The sequence below is a fragment of the Oceaniferula spumae genome, assembly GCF_042849255.1.
Lineage (GTDB): Bacteria > Verrucomicrobiota > Verrucomicrobiia > Verrucomicrobiales > Akkermansiaceae > Oceaniferula > Oceaniferula spumae.
Genome location: NZ_AP026866.1, coordinates 129519 through 148089 on the forward strand (window position 1 = coordinate 129519; position 18571 = coordinate 148089).

The following is an 18571-nucleotide window of genomic DNA, read 5'->3' on the forward strand; positions in this document are numbered from 1 at the left end:
AAACATGATCAAACCCATTTTACTATGCACGCTTGCGATCGCGGCTGTTGCGCCGATGACGGCTCAAGCTCAGGAACAGAAAAAGAAGCGGCCGAACATTCTGTTTTTCATCACTGATGATCAGTTCAAGCATCACATGAACTGGATGCCGGAAGGGAAAAATAAGAATGGTTCGTTTAAGAATCTGACTCCTCACACTGATAAACTGGCTTCAGCATCCACTGTGTTAGACCGTCAGTTTGTAACCTCTCCAGTTTGCACGCCGAGCCGTTTTGCTTGTATTACCGGCCTCTATCCTAGCCGCTCAAAGGCAGGCGTTTTCATTGATCGCATGAACGAACTCGGCGGCCAGGCTTCCGTGGAGTGGAACACTTTTGTGACTCGTAATATGCCCACGCTTCCGAAACTTCTTCGCGATTCTGGCTACCGTACTGGCATCGTTGGAAAAAACCACGTAGTCGAAGTGTTAGGTATGGAAAGGCCGAAGTGGGAAGCAGCTCCAGACGATCCTAAGATGCTGGAAACTCTCGCCAAGAATCACGTCAAACAAGACGCGGCTCTGAAGGAAGCTGGCTTCGAATATTACGAGAGCGTTTATTACGATAACCCAGACTTCATCGGCGTAAAATCCCTCGCCAGTCATAACCTCGATTGGATTTGCAAAGGAGCCTTGGACTTCTTCGAGAAGAAAGATGACCGCCCCTTTTTCCTCTGGTGCGCTGTTACCATCCCGCACGGTCCAGGCGAGGCCTCCCGCTCATGGAATGCCAATCCCTTAGTCACTGCTGACGGATTGCTCAAAGAGCCACTCAATGTCATGCCTGCACGTGAGACGATCCCTGAGCGTCTCAAAGAGGCCGGTATCAAAGACAACTCACGTGCCAACCTTCTCTGGCTGGACGACATGTTAGGCGCCATGATCCAGAAGCTCAAGGACACTGGCCAGTATGAAAACACCGTCATCATTTATTTCAATGACCACGGTCAGAAAGCCAAAGGAACTGTCTACAACGGCGGCGTGCATTCAGAAGGTTTCATCCACCGCAAAGAAGGATTCAAAGTCGGTGCCAGAACGGATGTCCCTGTTTCTAACATCGACTTCACCCCCACCATGCTGGATCTTGCCGGAGTCGACTACAGCAATGTGAAATTCGATGGTAAATCCTTCCTTCCCATGCTGGAGGGTAAAACCGAGAAAGTTCACGATGCCCTTTTCTTTGAACTCGGGTTCGTCCGCGGTGTCATCAAAGACGGCTTCAAATACATCGCTCTCCGTTACCCTGAAAAAATCGAGAACATGCCACTGGCCAAGCGCAAACGCATCCTCGAACGTTTCAATGAAAACCAAAAGCGTCGCGAACGCCCGATCTATACCACGGATCCTATGGCTCCATTCTCTCATGTTCAGATCATTCCCGGAGGAGGAGATGCCGAGCATATGTCGATGAAAATGTATCCAGGGTTCTATGCCAAAGATCAGCTCTACAACATTGAAAAGGATTACAATGAACAAGACAACCTGGCCGATAAACCAGAGTATCAGGAAAAGCTCAAGGAGATGAAAGCTCTGCTTTCTGACCACCTCAAGGACATGCCTGGCACCTTTGGCGAATTGACAAAGTAAGTTCTCCAGTAAATCGACCCATCAAAAAACCCCTCCTACTATCGCGCCGTCCTTAGTCCATATTGCATTCGCGTTATTCGTTAGATTCGTGGTTAACAAAATCCCTAAAATCACCACTGTTGGGCGTGTTTTCAGATGTGACGCTGCTGGACACAACTTGCCCTGCCGAGTCTAGTGGCTGATATGAAAACAAGAGACGATTTTGTATGGGGAGTTGCCACTGCCGCCTATCAAGTGGAGGGGGCATGGCAGGAGGACGGCAAGGGCTTAAGTATCTGGGACGCTTTCAGCCATACCCCAGGTAAGATCGCCAACGGTGATACCGGTGATGTCGCTTGTGACCAATACCACCGCTTTGAGGAAGATGTCGAGCTGATGGCCGAACTCGGAGTGACCGCTTACCGGTTTTCGATTGCATGGTCACGCATTGTTCCTGACGGAAAAGGGGAAGCCAATCCGTTGGGAATCGACTATTACAATCGCTTGATCGATGCTCTCTTGGCTAAGGGGATTCAGCCGTTTGTCACGCTCTATCATTGGGATTTGCCGCTAACGTTGCAGTTAGAAGATGATGGCTGGCAAAGCTACGCCACGGCCGAGGCGTTCGCTCGCTACGCGCAGGTGTGTTTTGATGCTTTTGGTGACCGGGTGAAACACTGGATCACCTTCAACGAAAGTTGGTGCACGGCGGTGCTCGGTTATGGAACCGGACTGTTCGCGCCAGGGCGGGTTTCCGAGGACGAGCCGTATGTAGCCGCACACAACTTGCTACTGGCCCATGGGCTGGCGGTGGAGGCGTATCGTAGAAAAGGTGACGGGCAAATAGGGATCGCCAACAACTGTGACTGGCGGGAGCCATTGACCGATTCGGATGAAGATCGCGCAGCAGCACAGGAGAGCTTGGAGTTCTTCTACGGCTGGTTCACCGATCCTGTCGTTTTTGGAGATTATCCTGCGATCATGCGTGAGCGGGTGGGGTCAAGGCTGCCCGAGTTCACTCAGGCCCAGAAGGAGTTACTCAAAGGCTCTGCTGATTTCCTAGGGCTCAACCACTACACCACTCACTACGCGTCACGCCACCCGTCGGGACGCAACGAGATCTCAGCCGACGAGGGCAATGGTGGCATTGCTTCCGATCAAGTTGTTTCCCTGAGCAGCGATCCTGAGTGGGTATCGACAAGCATGGGGTGGTTCGTCGTGCCTTGGGGTTTCCGCAAGATGCTTGGCTGGATTCATGACCGCTACGATGGACTCCCCATTTACGTCACTGAAAACGGTTGCGCGGTCGATACCACTGACCGCGAGGACAAGTGCTCCGATCCTGAGAGGTGTGCGTTTGTGCAGCAATACACCGATGCCATGCAAGAGTCGATCGGTGATGGCGTCAATGTGCGGGGCTATTTCCACTGGAGCCTGATGGATAATTTCGAGTGGACTCGTGGTTACAACATGCGCTTCGGTTTGATCTACTGCGATTTCGAAACGTTAGAGCGCAAGCCGAAGCAGGCGTTCTACTCATATAAGGAGATTATCGCGGGAGCATGAACTCAGCGGTAGCGGCTGAGGCTACGCATTTGGTGGTAGCGCTTGGAATCTAACAGCCGATGGCGAGGAACTTGATGGATGCTCCCTGCTTAGGTTAATGATGGAGCCTTCCTCCTTCGCCGAGGCTACGGAGGACACGTGGGTTGTCGACAGCTTGCAAAGCTGTCCTACTCTGCGAGCTTGAAATTTGGGTTCTCCTGCATGGCGGGAGCGCCTACTTCTGTTAGCCAAGTGGCGAGGGATTTCTTCAATGCTACAAACTGTTCGGGTTTCTGCTTTGCTATATTAACCTTCTCTGTCGGGTCTGCTTTCAGATCGAACATCTCCCAAGAATCGTATTCTGGGTAGTGGATGAGTTTGTAATGACCTTCATAGACGACGTTACGCCATGACATTTTCCATTTCTTAGTGTTCTTATTGAATCGTGCGTATTTAGGGTAATAGCAGAAGAGTTTGCGTTGATCTAACTGATTTTCTTTGCCGCTGAGTATTGGCCAGAGGGAGGTTCCGTCTAGCGATTGCATAGGTTTTTTTGCTCCTGTCGCATCCAGTAATGTTGGAAAGAGATCGATGCCGTTGACACGATTCTTGCTGTCCAATCCTGGCTCGATCTTTCCGGGAAGATGAAAGAAATACGGCACGCGCATGCCGCCCTCGTAAGTCTCACCCTTCACGCCTCGCAGTCTTCCATTATAGAGCGGTTCAAATGATCCGTTGTCAGATGAGAATACGACGAGGGTGTTGTCGCGGATTTTCAGATCGTCGAGTTTGCCGAGGAGGCGGCCTACGCAGTCGTCTAACATCTTGGTCATGGCGGCAACGGTGACTTGCTGGTCGGTGGTATCTGCTCCGAATTTTGCGCGGAAGTGTTTGATGTAATCCGCGCGCGCTTCCAAGGGTTTGTGAACCAGGTAATAAGGCATGTAGAGGAAAAACGGTTTCTCGTCTTTGTGCGCTTTGTCGATGAACGTCAGTGCCTCATCGGTGAGTAAATCGGCGGCTATCTTGCCTTTTGGCAGGTTGCGCTCGGGCGCAAACTTGGCGGTGTAGTGACCGGTGGAGGAGATGGCTTCGTCAAAACCGTATTTGGTAGGGTGACCGTTTTTGTCATTGGCGACATGCCATTTCCCAAACATGGCGGTGCGATAGCCGACTGACTGCAAACAGTGCGCGATGGTTTTTGTCTCGAGTGGGAGATTTCCGTTCTCTGGCACAGTGTAGCGGATCTTGTCTTCCTCTCCTGTGTGTCTATCGACCACTCGATAAACACCTGTGCGGGGGCCGTATTGGCCACTGAGGATGGCCGCTCTGGCGGGTTTACAGGTGGGGTATGGAGAAAGGGCTAGCTCGAAGCGCCTGCTTTGCTTAGCCAAGGTGTCGAGGACTGGAGTTTCTAGATTTTCTTCGCCAGTGCAGTGGAGTCCGGCGCTTCCTAGGTCATCAGCTAGGATAAAGAGGATGTTGGGTTTCTTGTCAGCATGAGCTGCCCCGGTCAGCAGACCGAGGATGATTATGACTGTGGGTACCGAGATCACTTTAAAGAGCTGCATGATGAAGTTACTCTATAGGGTAATCATTTTTCCGACAACAAGCCCATCTTGTGATTCCGATATTTGCTATGGTGAATACACGCCCACGCGGCATAAATACGACACTTATCTTTAGGGCGTTTTTTAACACACGGCATGGGGACATTCAGCCCATAGATGCCTTGCCGCCCCCCATCAACAAGAGCTAGAATGCGGACCACTTGCCAAGATCAATCAGGCATAACCATTTTACGATTATGACAGCTAAATACGGACACTTTGACGACGATAACCGAGAATATGTGATCACCAACCCATCCACGCCTACTAAATGGATTAACTACGTGGGCTCTCTGGAGTTTGGTGGGTTTGTGGACCACACTGGGGGATCACTTCTTTGTGCTGGGGACCCCGCTCTGAACAGAATCGTTAAGTACTTGCCACAGCTGCCAGATACCGATTTCAAAGGTAGCACGCTCTACATCCGTGTACGCACAGCCTCCGGTCAAGAGGTTTACTCGCCATTTTTCACACCTTGTCTGGACGATCTGGAAAGCTACGAATGCCGAGTCGGGCTTTCCTACCAGACGATCACTTCGAGCGTGGCTGGCATTCAGGTCCAAGCGCAGATTTTCGTGCCATACGGTGCCTGCTTGGAAATTCGGGATATCAAAGTCACTAACAACCGCGATGAGGCCGTGGAGATCGACATCATTCCGGTAGTGGAATATACCCACTTTGATGCGCTCAAGCAGTTCACCAATGCCGACTGGTGCCCTCAGACGATGATGAGCGAAGCTCAGTCAGAAGAGGGGGGATTACTCACCCTTTTCCAATATGCCTTCATGAGAAAGCAGGGGAAACTTAACTTCATGAGCTCAAACCGTCCGGTGGATTCCTTTGAGTCTGACCGTAAGCGCTTCCTGGGAACCAGAGGGACATGGGCGAAGCCTGAGGTGATGGAGAAAGATTCTTTCTCAAGCTATGAAGCACGTCGTGGCGATAACATTGGCGCTCTTCTGATCAAACTTGGCAGCTTGGCTCCAGGTCAGACAGAACGAACACTTATCTATACTGGTCAGTGCAAACGTGAAGATGCCGCAGGAATCATCAACCATTTCCGTGACGAGAAAAACGTTGATCAGTCTTTCAAGGATCTCTCTAACACATGGGATAACTACCTTTCCGCTTACCAGTGTGAGACACCCGATCCGAACATTGATGCGATGCTGAATGTTCACAACCCGCGCCAGTGTCAGACTACCTTCTACTGGTCGCGTTACCTATCACTCTATCAGTTAGGACTTGGAGCGCGTGGTCTCGGATTCCGTGATAGTTCACAGGATTCCATGGGCGTCCTTGCCAGCATTCCCAAAGAAGCAAAGGAACTTCAGAAAAAACTTCTCAGCATCCAGAAAGCAGACGGCTCGGCGATGCACCAGTTTTTCCCTTCCACCATGGAAGCTAACGAAGGTGATTCACGCGAAGAAGGGGATAAACAATGGTATGGTGACGACCACATCTGGATCGTCCTCGCCGTCTGTGCCTATCTCCGTGAAACCGGCGACTACGCTTTCCTCGATGAGGAAATCACTTTCTACGAAAAGAAAGTGAAGCTTCAGGACCGCGCCAAGGCCTCCGTGTTAGAACACCTTAAACGCTCGCTCGCCTACACCAAGTCCAACACCGGTCAGCACGGCTTGCCGCTGCTCGGATTTGCCGACTGGAACGACACCGTCAACTTGCCCGGCGATGCTGAAAGTCTGATGATCGCCTCTCTTTACGGCACCGCACTCAACGAAATGATCGATCTTTGCAGTCATCTTGGCGATGAAGCACAGGCCGAGCAGTATCGCGATGACCATGCAGCCATGAAAGAGGTGGTTAACGAACATGGTTGGGACGGTGAATGGTATCGCCGCTATTACACTGCATCTGGCGAACCCATTGGCTCCAAGGAGAACGAGTATGGTCGCATTTACACCAACGGTCAGTCGTGGCCAGTCATCGCCGGCTTTGCCGATGCTGAACGTGCAAAGACCGCTCTCGATTCCGTCGACAAACATCTCAATACCAAGTTCGGTATCAAGCTCAGCACACCTGGCTACAACGGCTATGATGAAGACCTCGGCGGCGTATCCTCCTATCCTCCGGGAGCGAAGGAAAACGGCGGCATCTTCCTACACTCAAACCCATGGGTGATGATTGCCAACGCGCTCATCGGCGACGGCGACCGTGCCTATAAATATTTCTGCCAAATTAATCCGGCGGCGAGAAATGAGGACATCGATCTCTTCGAAGTGGAGCCATATTGTTTCCCTCAGAATATCCTCGGTGACGAGCACCCGCAGTTCGGTCTCGGTCGTAACAGCTGGCTGTCCGGAACGTCTTCATGGACCTATCAGGCTGCCACTCAGTATATCCTCGGTGTGAAGCCCGGCCATGATGGTCTGGTGGTGACTCCTTGTGCTCCGGCCGATTGGACTACCTACAAAGTCGTTCGAAAGTATCGCGGCGCGACCTATAACATTACCGTTAAAAATGAACTCGGTAAAAATGCTGGGCACTGGACTCTGACGGTCAATGGCAACACCATCGAAGGGAACGTTGTCCCAATCGCAGAAGCGGGAAGCGTGGTGGAAGTCACCGCAACATCATCGGCAGAGGTTGCAGCCTCTGTATAACATCGCATTACAAAAGACCCCATGAAATTTAAAAATAACCTAAGCGCGTGGACTGCTAGGCTCTCTGTAGCCTTGTTCAGCTCCCTAACAGTTGTGTCACTTGCTGCTGAAAAAAATCTCGTTGAGAACGGTGATTTCGGCAGCAAAAAACTTAAATCTTGGGAGGTTGGAGTAACCAAAAAATATGGCCAAGACTTGGATTATGACATCAAGAATAAAGGCATCCATTTCAAGGCCATCAATGGAGCTTCTCCGAAATATGTGACCCTTTCACAGTACATTGAGATTAAGAAAGGGAAAAAATATCGCGTCAGTTTCGAAGCCATGATGGGCAAAGAAGCTAAAGGGAAAACCACCATGTCCATTGGCCGACCCGGATTTGCCAGACCTCTAAAAACGGCCGATCATTATGATCATTTGAGCTCGGAAAAGTTTGAAGCGAAAACAGAATGGACCAAATTCAGCTACGAGTTCACCGGGACTTACGACAGCGACAATAAGGAGGCCATGCAAAAAGACTTCAAGGCGTCCAAGGCAAAAGCTGTCTGGAAAGAGAAAGAACAGGGGAGTCCGGTTCTGGTAGCTCCTACTTGGATTGTGTTCAATCTAGGTGGTATCGATGGCGACTTTTCCCTGCGGAATGTGATGGTGGTAGAGGTTGAATAAACCAAATTTCCACTGACTTTTATTAAACGCGCTGAACGTTAGGTTTAGCGCGTTTTTTGTGGGTTCCCATTTTCACATTGTTCGTGTGAATATTCGTCGTATCGGGGGCTTTTCAAATCGGCGATGTGGAGTAGCTTGCTAAACCAGACAAAAATCCTATGAAAAATTTTCATCTCCCCCTCTTTTTTATTTCATCCCTCATAGCCCCTGTTTTTGCCGTAGATGCACCGACGAATGGTGAGGCCTTGCCAGCCGGGCCGAGTACAATCGCCCTTCATTGGACCGATAATTCCGCCGACGAAACGGGCTTTGAAATCTATCGTGACGGCGGCGGGACTCCAGTTGCGACCGTGCCTTCCGGGCAGACATTTTATTACGACCGAGGACTGACTGCAGGTTCCACGCATTCGTATTCAGTGGTTGCGATCAAAAATGCTGAGAGTTCAACTCCTCACAACATCCCCTCAGCCACCACGATGTCGTTCCAGATGAACATCATCTTTTTCCTAGCCGATGACATGGGCTATAAGGACATTGTCGCACTGCGGAATCCTGGCATCGACGGCCCAACGATCCACGAGACACCGAATCTAGACACATTCATCCAAGCGACCGCCATGCGTGTTGACAACGCCTACTGCTCTGGCCCTCGCTGTGTGGTTGCACGACGTTCTATCCAGACCGGGAAATACGATTGGCGCCCCGAGGCGATACCCGGCAATGAATGGTATCTCGACCACAATAACGACAAGATCGGCGGCGGCATTTTTGCCGGTGGCACCTCAGTCAATCCGGATACTGCCGGGCAACAGATCCCCGACAATGAAACTTACGGTGAGGCTCTGAAATCATCCGGTTATCGAACCTGTTTTATCGGTAAGTATCACCTCGGTGAATCCCAAGGAGCCCATGAACCCACCGGTTATAATTTCGGCGACCAACCTGGACGCGGTCCCATTCATCAGGGATACGACGTCAGTATCGGCTCGGGCCATGCAGGTGCGCCTCCGACCTCATACTTTGCCCTGGAAAACCCGAATCAAGCAGGGGAGTTCACCTTCGAACTACCTGACCTCGACGACACCGGCTACATGCTCAATCCAGCCGCACCCGTCGCGGATGATTACATCACCGATCGTCTGACCAACAAGGCGATCGGCTTTATCAACGACGCCATCACCAATCACACTAGCCAGCCGTTCCACCTGACGCTTGCCCACTACGCGGTGCACACTCCAGCCGAGTGTAAGAACAACGCACAGGATAATGACGGCAAAGGGCATGAGTATTTTCAGTCTAAAAAAACTACGATGGCGAGCCAGTTCACCGACTTTCTAGCCACGGTGCCAGACTACAATCCCAAGGGCGGCGACGCGGCCTCCGGCTTGGACACTGATCAGTCGTCCTACATGCGTCTCACCCAGGACAATCCTGTGTATGCGGGCATGATGAAGAGCTACGATGACAGCTTCGGCGCACTCTGGAGCTACCTTCAGGCTACCGACGATCCTCGTAACCCGGGGAAGAAACTTTCCGAGACCACGGCAATCATCATTTCCTCGGACCACGGCGGCAAGTCCACCACGGCCATCAATAAAAACGACGATCTTGAGCCTGCGGATGGATCCGCCCCCGTCATCGACGGAACCAATGACATCGGAATTCCAAATCCCTACAATGCCTATCCTACCACGAACTACCCATACCGTGCCGGTAAGACTTGGGTTTATGAAGGTGGTCTCAAAGTGCCACTCATTGTCTACATCCCTGGGGTCACAACCGGTGGCAGCCACACCTCTGCCTTTGTGCACCACGCCGATCTATTTGCCACCTTTGTCGATCTTGCTGGAGGTGCCCAGTCGGCCGAAAGCACGGACTCTGTTAGTTTCATGCTGAGCGCAGCAGACCCGAATGCCACAGCAAGAAACGAGCTGCACCACTTCTTTACCAATGCCAGCACCGGCACCGGTAACCCAGCAATCGCGGCCTATCGCAAGGGAGATTACAAGCTGCTCTACTTCATGGTGCAGCGTCGTCTCGAACTTTATAACCTGGCAGCCGATCCCTACGAACTCAACGATTTGTCAACAGCGCGCCCAGATCTTGCCAATGAGATGTTCCACGAAGTCTATCAGCAGGCGGTTTCCACCGGCATGATCATGCCTAAACCTGGATCCGGATCTTGGAAAAACGAGCAGGAGGTGCTGGTCGACAACGGTGTCATCGGTTCATTACCCAACCCGCCGAATGCTGCACCGAGTAACCTTCAGCTAGCTCAGACGCCGGAAGGTTATGTCGAACTCACCTGGGATCCAAATGCCACTGATGCCACGCATGCCGTGATCCACCGCAACAGCCCGCGTGAGCCGGATACCAATTACCGTGAGATCGCCTACGTGCCGATCGGGCAGACGTCCTACATCGATAAAACGGTCGATTTCCAGTCAGGCGAGAACAACAATTTTAGATATAGGGTAGAAGTAGAGAACCTAGGAGGTTGGAATGGCATGACCATCGACGGCAGTGGCTTGTTTTCCGACGGTAACTCGAACAACACCGGTAATGTAACTATTCCTGTAACGTCTCCTACGGGCACCAGCAGTGATGCCGTCGATGACGATATCACCACCGTACTTGGCGAATTGCGCTCTATCAATCCATTGCTCAACGACAGCGGAGTGGGTGCGCTGACTATTGTCGCCATCACCCAGCCTGGCGAAGGATCGGCGACTTTTGACAGCAAGCGTGTCTACTTCGATACACCACACAGCTTCTCCGGTAGCACCACGATGACCTATACCATTGCAGATTCTAATGGTAACCAAGACACAGCCACCTTGGCCATCGGTTTGCCAGTCCAAGACTCAAACAAAAACGTCATTGAGCATTGGGCGTTCAATGAAGGGGCCGGTATGCAACTGGAGCAAACCAGCAGCGAGAATGGACTTCAGTTCGGAGGAAGCACCTCAGGTAGTGTTGCCACCAATGGTAGTGGTCAGCTCGTTCTCGTGGATGACGGCACCAACTACAACCGCAATGCCGGTCCCATCCAAGGAGGAGCCATAAACTCTGGAAAACTCGAAATCGAATATCATGTGACATCTGCCGACATGACCAATAGCTCTAACGGATCAGCCTTTGGGTTCTCCCTCCGTGACGGCAATACCAATACCGACTTCGGGCTGGTCCGCTTCAAGAAGACCGGTGGTGGGATCGTGTTAGAAGTCAATACCTCGGTCGCATCTCCCGATGAGGTCCACGCATTTGGAGCGGACACCATCGCAAATGTGACCGTGTTTTCCGTACTGGATCTGGACGCAAGTCCGGTGACGATCACCACATCCATCTCAATCAATGGGGGAGCTCTGGTCAGTGAAACTACTACCAATGCCGATCCTGGAGCCAGTGTGGTCACGGATCTGAAATTCAATGCAAATATTCAAGACCTCAACGCAGGAGCGTCTGTCTCCATCGACTATGTCAGAGTGCAAGAACTCTCCGCAGCCACCACGCTCTATCAGACATGGGCGGCCACCTACCCATGGAATGGAGAACTTAAAACGGGACCGAACGATGATGCCGACTTCGATGGGATCAACAACTTGCTAGAATTCGCTTTTGGTCTCGCTCCCACGGTGCCAAACCTACAATCAGACCTTGGTGTCACTCTGTCAGCGAATGGAACCATGCTAAGTTTCACTCCCATCCGTGATACCAGTCTTTTGAATTATGATGTAGAGTTCTCTGATGACCTTTCTGTCTGGGACAGCTTCACTCCTTTCCACGTAGGTAGTGGAGAAGCAGAGAACACACAAAACGCAACCCTACCTATGGGTGATAAGATTTTCTCCAGAGTGAAGGTTTCCAATCCCTAATCGATTTTCTGCAAGAGCACACACACACAATAAGAGCCGGGTCATTACGACCCGGCTCTTCTGTTGATGAATTGAGTAGAATGTGAGAGGCTTATTCAGCAGGAGTCTTTGCTGGCTCCTTTTTCTTTCCCCCGCCTTTACCTGCTCCGTTAGACTCAGCGAGTTTAATATTGCGAAGGCTGATTTCACCTTTGATCATTCCAAGGAGAAACTTGAGTTTGGCTGGATTGTCAGCGGCGATTTCTTTGGACGTGAATTTGACAGTCTGTGTAGCCCATTCGGTGGTGACTTCCACTTTTCTGCGCAGCCCGTAGTGACCATCGCCAGGTTTAGATGGGTTGAGGAGAACGATGAGTTCTTTGGATGGTGAAGAGGCTTTGACGTCAAAGCTGAGGGTGTATGCCGTGTTAGACTTTACCCCAGTCAGGTCTTGCATCATCTGGCGCTTGCTTGCGTTCTCAGCTACTGTGGCGGACTTCATGGTGAGAATGCCCTCGGCTACATTAGCTTCAGGTTTGGTTTCACCTTTGAGTGCAAATACTTTCCATGGCTTCAAGTTCTTGGTGGAGAAGTCTCCGTTTTGAACAAGATTTTCTCCAGCTGAAGAAATCTGGAAGGTGCACACGAGAACTGCGGCTGTTAGTGTTTTGGTTATATTCATATGTTTTTATTTTTTGGTTGGTTGTTAGTGGCTGTTCGACAGCGCTGCGGGTTTATTGCCAAGTGATCTCGAGATATGGAGCGGAGCCACCTTCTTTGCTGAAGATCTTGCCCCTTGACCCTCCTAATTCGTCCAAGGCAATTGAGAATGTTCCGTTTCCAGCGATGTAGGAGGTAACATCGATAAAGAACCAAGCATCTGGCGTGGCTGTCCCCGTACCGATGACAGCACCTGTGGAGGGTCTGCCATTCCAAGCAAGGTTGCCCTCGGTCCATGTGGTATTAGTCACGGCCAAGGCGTTGACGTTGTCAGATTCGCCGACGTCGTTACTAGGTGTGGCACGAAGATAAAGCCGGGCAGTTTGAACGGTTCCTACACCACTGACACTGAATTTTAGATACCCAATACGTCTTCCGGAGTCATGTTTGAGCTGGATGGATTGTTGCCCACCATAGATTAACGCAGGATCGTTCTCTTTGGCATAAGTGTCATCACTGGCCTCGAAGGTGCTAATTGTAGGTGGAGCAGAACTCAGAACGGAGATTTGCAAGGTTGCATTGCTAAAGGCACCGTGGCTGTCGGTTACCCGAATCACAAAGTAATTGGCTGTGACGTCACTGGTTGTGGGGGTGCCAGATAGGGTTCCATTAGAGGCGACATTGAGCCAAGCGGGCCCGGAGACTTTGGTAAAGGTGAGTGTGTCTCCGGAATCCGCGTCATTGGCGCTATCAGCGAGAGTGGCGGAGTAGCTTGTATTTTGCACAGCGAGAGGCTTCGTCAAGGGATCTGAAATCCAAGTGGGCGGGGTATTTGTTCCAAACCCGATGAGAAAGAAGCGTTTGTCGCCGAGGGTGGGAAGCGTGGTGGTGGTCCCCGACAGGTTGTCTGTCGTAGGAGCATATGATGCCCAAGGTAAAGCAGTCAGGTCAGTACTGGAGGTGATTTTGTAACTGACTCCAGTGGAGCCCGGCCAAGTGATTTGAATCTCGTTGGGTGAATTGGCGACGATTTGGGAAAAAGGCAGATAGGCATCACTGCCGGTATTAATCGGACTGGAATCTTGCAGTCTAGCGCAGCCCTGAGTGGTTGTGTCAGCCCTCATTGCCCGTGACAGTTGGTAGGCAATGGCAGCATAGTCCGGATCATTGACCACGTTGCGGCGTTCGTCAGGATCCAGCGTATAGTCATAGAGGTCGCGCTCGGTGACCTCATTCGAACTGTTTACCCACTCGATATAGCGGAAGCGTTCGGTGCGGTATGAATACCCGATGTTTCCTCCTTGGTTGAAAACATTGATGGCTCCGGTGTTTACTGAGGTTGTAGGGTCGACAAGGATAGGCACGAGGCTGCGTCCTCTGAGTGGCCGACCGGTGGGTGTGCTGCTGTCGATGGGTTGCGATGGGATGGGGAGACCAGCCAGTTCACAGAGAGTCGGGTAAATGTCCAAAGTGCTGGCTGGAGCCATGGTTTTCGCTCCGTTGTTAGGGCTACGTGGATCGTAGATGATCAGCGGACACGAACTGCCACGCTCCATACCGGTGTGCTTTGCCCACTTACCATGGTCGCCGAGATGAAAACCATGATCGCCCCATAGAACGATGATCGTGGTTTCAGACAATTTTTTACCTGCTTGTACCGGGTCATCTGTTGTTGCGAGCTTGGCAAGCAGTTCTCCTACGAGGTAGTCCACCCAAGATGTGCAGGCGTAGTAGCCGTGGATCAGGTCTTTTTGCTCTTCGGTTGTTGGGAGGTGGTTGTCGTTACTGAATGGTTCGTAGCCGAGAATTTCGTTATTGTTAGTTAGGGGGTCGCTGGTGCGGGCACTAACACCGATCGGTAAATCGGTGTAGGAGGCCAATGGCATCTCTTCGCGGTCGTAAAGATCCCACATGCGCTTGGGGGCAATGAACGCGAGGTGAGGTTTTTTAAATCCAACTGCGAGGAAAAATGGTTTGTTCCCTGCTGCCATTTGGTCGACCAAGGCGAGTCCCGCTGTCAGGATTTTATGATCGGTATAAGAAGCATCCGGTTCATCCGCATTATCCCATGCGGGTTTTCCTGGTGGATTGTAGACGCCAGTGTCAGCTTTGCTGTATGGGATCGACCAAGATTGAGGGTCGTCGATGTCGTCACCATTTGGAAAATATCCATCAGCATCTTTAGGTTGGTTAGGATCTCCAACCGTGCGGTGGTCATGGAACTTTCCCCGGCAACCTGTCTCGTAACCGTTGTTCTTGAAGTGCTGCGGGAGGGTAATGACATCTCGGAGAATGTCGCGGATGGGCTTGAACCCAGTGACCTCGGTTTCCTCTGGAAGCAGGCTAGTGGTGAGTGCTGCCCGTGAAGGACCGCACACTGACCATGTGCAGTGATGATTCAGAAAAGTCAGTCCCTGTGATGCCAAGGAATCGATCTTGGGAGTTAGCGCGGTGGTGTCGCCATAACATCCAAGTGTGGGAACCAAGTCATCAATGGCGATGAATAGAACATTCGGTTTGGGGTTTTGAGCCTGAATATCCAAAGGCAGGGATACAAGCAGCCCCATGGAAATGAGAAGCAGTTTCAACCAGTTCCCATCACCATGATGCCCAGTTAAATGAGTTTCATTCATGTTTTACTAACTAGGCCAGATGCTTGGGGTGGCCACAAGGCAGGGAAGGTGTGAATATACGGCCCAGATGGCTCAATTTGCGTATCATTGCCTGAACGATATACGCGGTGGTAGAATCTGCAAAGAGAACGCCCTATATTGCGTTGCTTGATTCTCGGTCGATGCATATTCTTCAGTCATGTCGTCACCCACGCCATCAGAATCGGCGCTTGAGCTTGTCTCCAGCTTGCAAAAGCAGTTTGTGCAGGGATTGGAAAAGGTAGCTGTCTCCGTGAAATTCAACCACGCGGAATGGTTACGTGACGAGGGACGACATGGAGGAGGCTCTCGATACTTCACCTCCGATAACGAGGTTTTCAATCGAGCTTCAGTCAATGTTTCCCATATCCATTACCAGGATGATCCTGATAAGAAACTCGCCTCGGCCACAGCGCTCTCCACCATCATTCATCCTAGAAACGCTCATGCACCATCGATGCACATGCACATCAGCTGGACGGAGATGAAAGGCGGACAGGGGGGATACTGGCGTGTGATGGCGGATTTAAATCCATCGATCGAATATGCCGAGGACAGCGAAATTTTCAGACAGTGTTTTGAAACGGTCGCGCCTGAGCAATTTGAGGAAGGCTCGGCACAGGGGGATAAATATTTCCACATCCCCGCGCTGGGCCGACACCGTGGGGTGGTGCATTTCTACCTGGAGCAATACCGCAGCGATGATCCAGCGGCTGACCTCGCGCTAGCATCCAGATTTGGCTCTGCCGTAATCGATTGTTACTTAGACCTGTTAGGAAAAAGAATGCAGTCTGAGCAGTCGTCAGAGGATCGCAATGTCCAGCTGGCCTACCACACACTTTACCTTTTCCAAGTGTTGACCTTGGACCGCGGCACCACATCCGGACTACTTGTCCACGATCAAAATGATCTGGGCATCATGGGCTCACTACCGTCTCACATTGACAGGGAGCTTCTCGAATCTTGGAAAGAAAAAATGACATCTCCTCAAGACGAACTACTGCGGAGTCTGGTGAACGCAATACCAGCTAACGGTGAAATCTCTGACTCTGTTAGGCTACAGCTGGCGCACGCGGTGAGAACCCACTACCGGGAACACCCAGAAGCACTCAGGCAGCAAGCCTCAGGAAACGTGGTGCCGCCCACCGTGGACAACCATCGGTAGAGGGAAAGCACATCCTGACGGAGATTTTTATATCAGCATGGGGAGAATCCCCATGATAGTTCACGGAAGGCTAGCGTAGGCTGAAGGCCTGCTTCATAGAGCGACGCTGACAGCTCGAGCAAACTATAAGGCTGGCCTTCAGCCAGCGAATCTTGGGGCCATTTCAAACCTGGGTTTGCACCCCAGGCTGGTATGAGTTTCCCCGTTGGGGAATGGTCTTACGAGGGCGAATGGGTAATAAAAAACCCATGGCTCCGCTGTGCGAAACCATGGGTTTGGTATGATTGGTTAGGTGTTAGACTGGCTCGGGGGCCTTTTCTTTGACCGTGCTTTGGATGCGCAGGTCGCGTAGCTGGAGCGCGTCCACTTTGGCGGGGGATGCCGACATAATGTCCATGCCGCGGTTGTTTTTCGGGAAGGCAATGACTTCACGAATGGAGTTCTCTCCACAGACGAGCATGGCGAGACGGTCGAGACCGAGTGCGATGCCGCCGTGTGGAGGTGCTCCGAATTTGAAAGCGTCGAGAATGTGACCAAACATGCTGACTTTTTCTTCCTCGGTGACACCGAGAGCGGTGAACAAGGCTGATTGAAGAGCGGCCTCGTGAATCCGGATGGATCCGCCACCGAGTTCGTAACCGTTCAGCACCACGTCGTAAGCTTGGGCGCGGAGGCCGGCATATCGCTGGCTCTCTTCTTCAACTTCTGCGGTTGTAGCCGCGATAAGTTTAGCCTCGTCTTCAGGAAGCGGACGGGTGAACGGGTGGTGCACGGCGTTCCACTTGTCTTCTTCCTCGTCGTAACCAAGAAGCGGGAATTCGGTGACCCAGAGGAAATTGAGTTCGTCGTTGTCTTTGAGAACGTCTTGAAGCTCGGCGCAGCACAGGCGGATGCGGCCTAACACTTCGCATACTGATTCCCATTCACCGGCACCAAAAAGGATGAGGTCGCCAGGTTCGATGTCGAGTTTTTCACGCAGGGCTTCGACTTCGGCATCGGTCATGCGCTTGACGAATGGTGAGCGCCATGTGGAGCGGTCTTCATCGCGCACTTGAATGTAAGCGAGGCCTTTGGAGCCTGCTTCGATGGCAGTCTGAGTCAGTTTTTCAATCTGACCCTGAGTAGCCCCGGCAAAGCCTTTGGCATTGAATGCTTTTACCACGCCACCGTTGGCGATGGCGCCAGAGAAGACACGGAATTCGCAGTCCTTGAGTTCGTCGCTGAGTTCGGTGAGGTGATAGCCGAAACGACGATCCGGTTTGTCCGAGCCGTAGGTGTTCATGGCCTCATGCCAAGTGAGACGATCGAAGGTTGCGGGGATTTCCACGTCGAGTGCGTCTTTGAAAACTCGACCTAACAGACCTTCGACCAGCTTGTGCATATCGTCAGGGGTGACGAAGGATGCCTCGATATCGATCTGGCTGAATTCCGGTTGGCGGTCGGCTCGCAAATCTTCATCACGGAAGCAACGGGCGATCTGGAAATACTTTTCAATACCACCGCACATCAGCAGCTGTTTGTATTGCTGCGGTGCCTGGGGGAGCGCGTAGAAGCTGCCTGGGTGCATGCGTGACGGCACGAGGAAGTCACGAGCACCTTCCGGTGTGGACTTGGAAAGGATGGGAGTTTCAATCTCACAGAAACCGTCTTCGTCGAGAAAGTCGCGGGTGGACTTGGTGATGCGGTGACGCAGACGCAAGTTGCGGGTCATGCGCGCGCGACGAAGATCGAGGAAACGATACTTCATGCGCAGGTCTTCGTTGGAGAGTTCCTTGTCGAGCTGGAATGGGAGCACCTCGGACTTGTTGATGACCTTGAGTTCGCTGGCGGAGACTTCGATGGAACCAGTTGCCATGTCCGGATTGATGGTGGAAACACCCTCGATCTCAGGACGCTGCTCGACGACACCAGTGACTTGAATCATGTCCTCACTGCGAAGGGCTTTGGCCAGTTCGGCAGCTTGGGCATTTTCCTCGGGGCGGAAAACACACTGGGTCATACCTTCGCGGTCGCGGAGGTCGATAAAGCTGACGCCACCATGGTCGCGATTAGAATTCACCCAGCCGATGAGGGTGACAGTTTCGCCGATGTTAGAGTGGTGTAATTCGTTACAATGATGGGTACGCATAGTAGTAGTTTTTGAGACAGGATGAACAAGATGAAGAGGATTTGGCCTCCGAGTATTCTGTGTTT

Annotated in this window: 10 protein-coding genes; 6 read left to right on the top strand and 4 right to left on the bottom strand. The window is 51.8% G+C overall.

Annotated elements, in window-relative coordinates; translation table 11 throughout:
* Positions 1-4: 4 nt before the first annotated feature.
* Both ACSPJT_RS00585 and ACSPJT_RS00590 read left to right on the top strand, forming a co-directional pair.
* Positions 5-1624, top strand: coding sequence for a sulfatase family protein (locus ACSPJT_RS00585; RefSeq protein WP_435894432.1), 1620 nt, complete (start codon positions 5-7; stop codon positions 1622-1624).
* Between the two features lie 183 nt (positions 1625-1807).
* Complete coding sequence (locus ACSPJT_RS00590; protein ID WP_435894433.1) at positions 1808-3169, top strand: GH1 family beta-glucosidase; 1362 nt, start codon at positions 1808-1810, stop codon at positions 3167-3169.
* Between the two features lie 167 nt (positions 3170-3336).
* Here the strand turns inward: ACSPJT_RS00590 and ACSPJT_RS00595 are convergent, their stop codons facing one another.
* A complete protein-coding gene (locus ACSPJT_RS00595) occupies positions 3337-4719 on the bottom strand; it encodes a sulfatase (protein ID WP_435894434.1) in 1383 nt (460 codons plus the stop codon).
* Positions 4720-4955: 236 nt separating this feature from the next.
* On the opposite strand from ACSPJT_RS00595, the gene ACSPJT_RS00600 reads away from it, so the two are divergent.
* The 3 genes from ACSPJT_RS00600 (at position 4956) to ACSPJT_RS00610 (ending at position 11923) form a co-directional block, all read left to right on the top strand.
* Positions 4956-7382 carry a GH36-type glycosyl hydrolase domain-containing protein gene (locus ACSPJT_RS00600; RefSeq protein WP_435894435.1) on the top strand — a complete coding sequence of 809 codons (2427 nt, stop codon included), beginning with the start codon at positions 4956-4958 and terminating at the stop codon, positions 7380-7382.
* A 21-nt stretch (positions 7383-7403) separates the two neighbouring features.
* Complete coding sequence (locus ACSPJT_RS00605; protein WP_435894436.1) at positions 7404-8048, top strand: carbohydrate binding domain-containing protein; 645 nt, start codon at positions 7404-7406, stop codon at positions 8046-8048.
* A gap of 158 nt (positions 8049-8206) precedes the next feature.
* On the top strand, positions 8207-11923 hold the full coding sequence (locus ACSPJT_RS00610) for a sulfatase-like hydrolase/transferase (protein ID WP_435894437.1): 3717 nt from the start codon (positions 8207-8209) through the stop codon (positions 11921-11923).
* Between the two features lie 91 nt (positions 11924-12014).
* Here ACSPJT_RS00610 and ACSPJT_RS00615 read toward each other — a convergent pair whose 3' ends face one another.
* Together ACSPJT_RS00615 and ACSPJT_RS00620 are read right to left on the bottom strand one after the other, a co-directional pair.
* Positions 12015-12584, bottom strand: a complete 570-nt coding sequence (locus ACSPJT_RS00615) for a carbohydrate binding domain-containing protein (RefSeq protein ID WP_435894438.1) — start codon at positions 12582-12584, stop codon at positions 12015-12017.
* A gap of 52 nt (positions 12585-12636) precedes the next feature.
* Positions 12637-15195 carry a sulfatase-like hydrolase/transferase gene (locus ACSPJT_RS00620; RefSeq protein WP_435894439.1) on the bottom strand — a complete coding sequence of 853 codons (2559 nt, stop codon included), beginning with the start codon at positions 15193-15195 and terminating at the stop codon, positions 12637-12639.
* 178 nt (positions 15196-15373) lie between these two features.
* Between ACSPJT_RS00620 and ACSPJT_RS00625 the strand changes: the two genes are divergently transcribed.
* Positions 15374-16378 carry a coproporphyrinogen III oxidase gene (locus tag ACSPJT_RS00625; protein ID WP_435894440.1) on the top strand — a complete coding sequence of 335 codons (1005 nt, stop codon included), beginning with the start codon at positions 15374-15376 and terminating at the stop codon, positions 16376-16378.
* A 295-nt stretch (positions 16379-16673) separates the two neighbouring features.
* Here ACSPJT_RS00625 and aspS read toward each other — a convergent pair whose 3' ends face one another.
* On the bottom strand, positions 16674-18506 hold the full coding sequence (gene aspS / locus ACSPJT_RS00630) for an aspartate--tRNA ligase (protein ID WP_435894441.1): 1833 nt from the start codon (positions 18504-18506) through the stop codon (positions 16674-16676).
* Between the last annotated feature and the right edge of the window lie 65 nt (positions 18507-18571).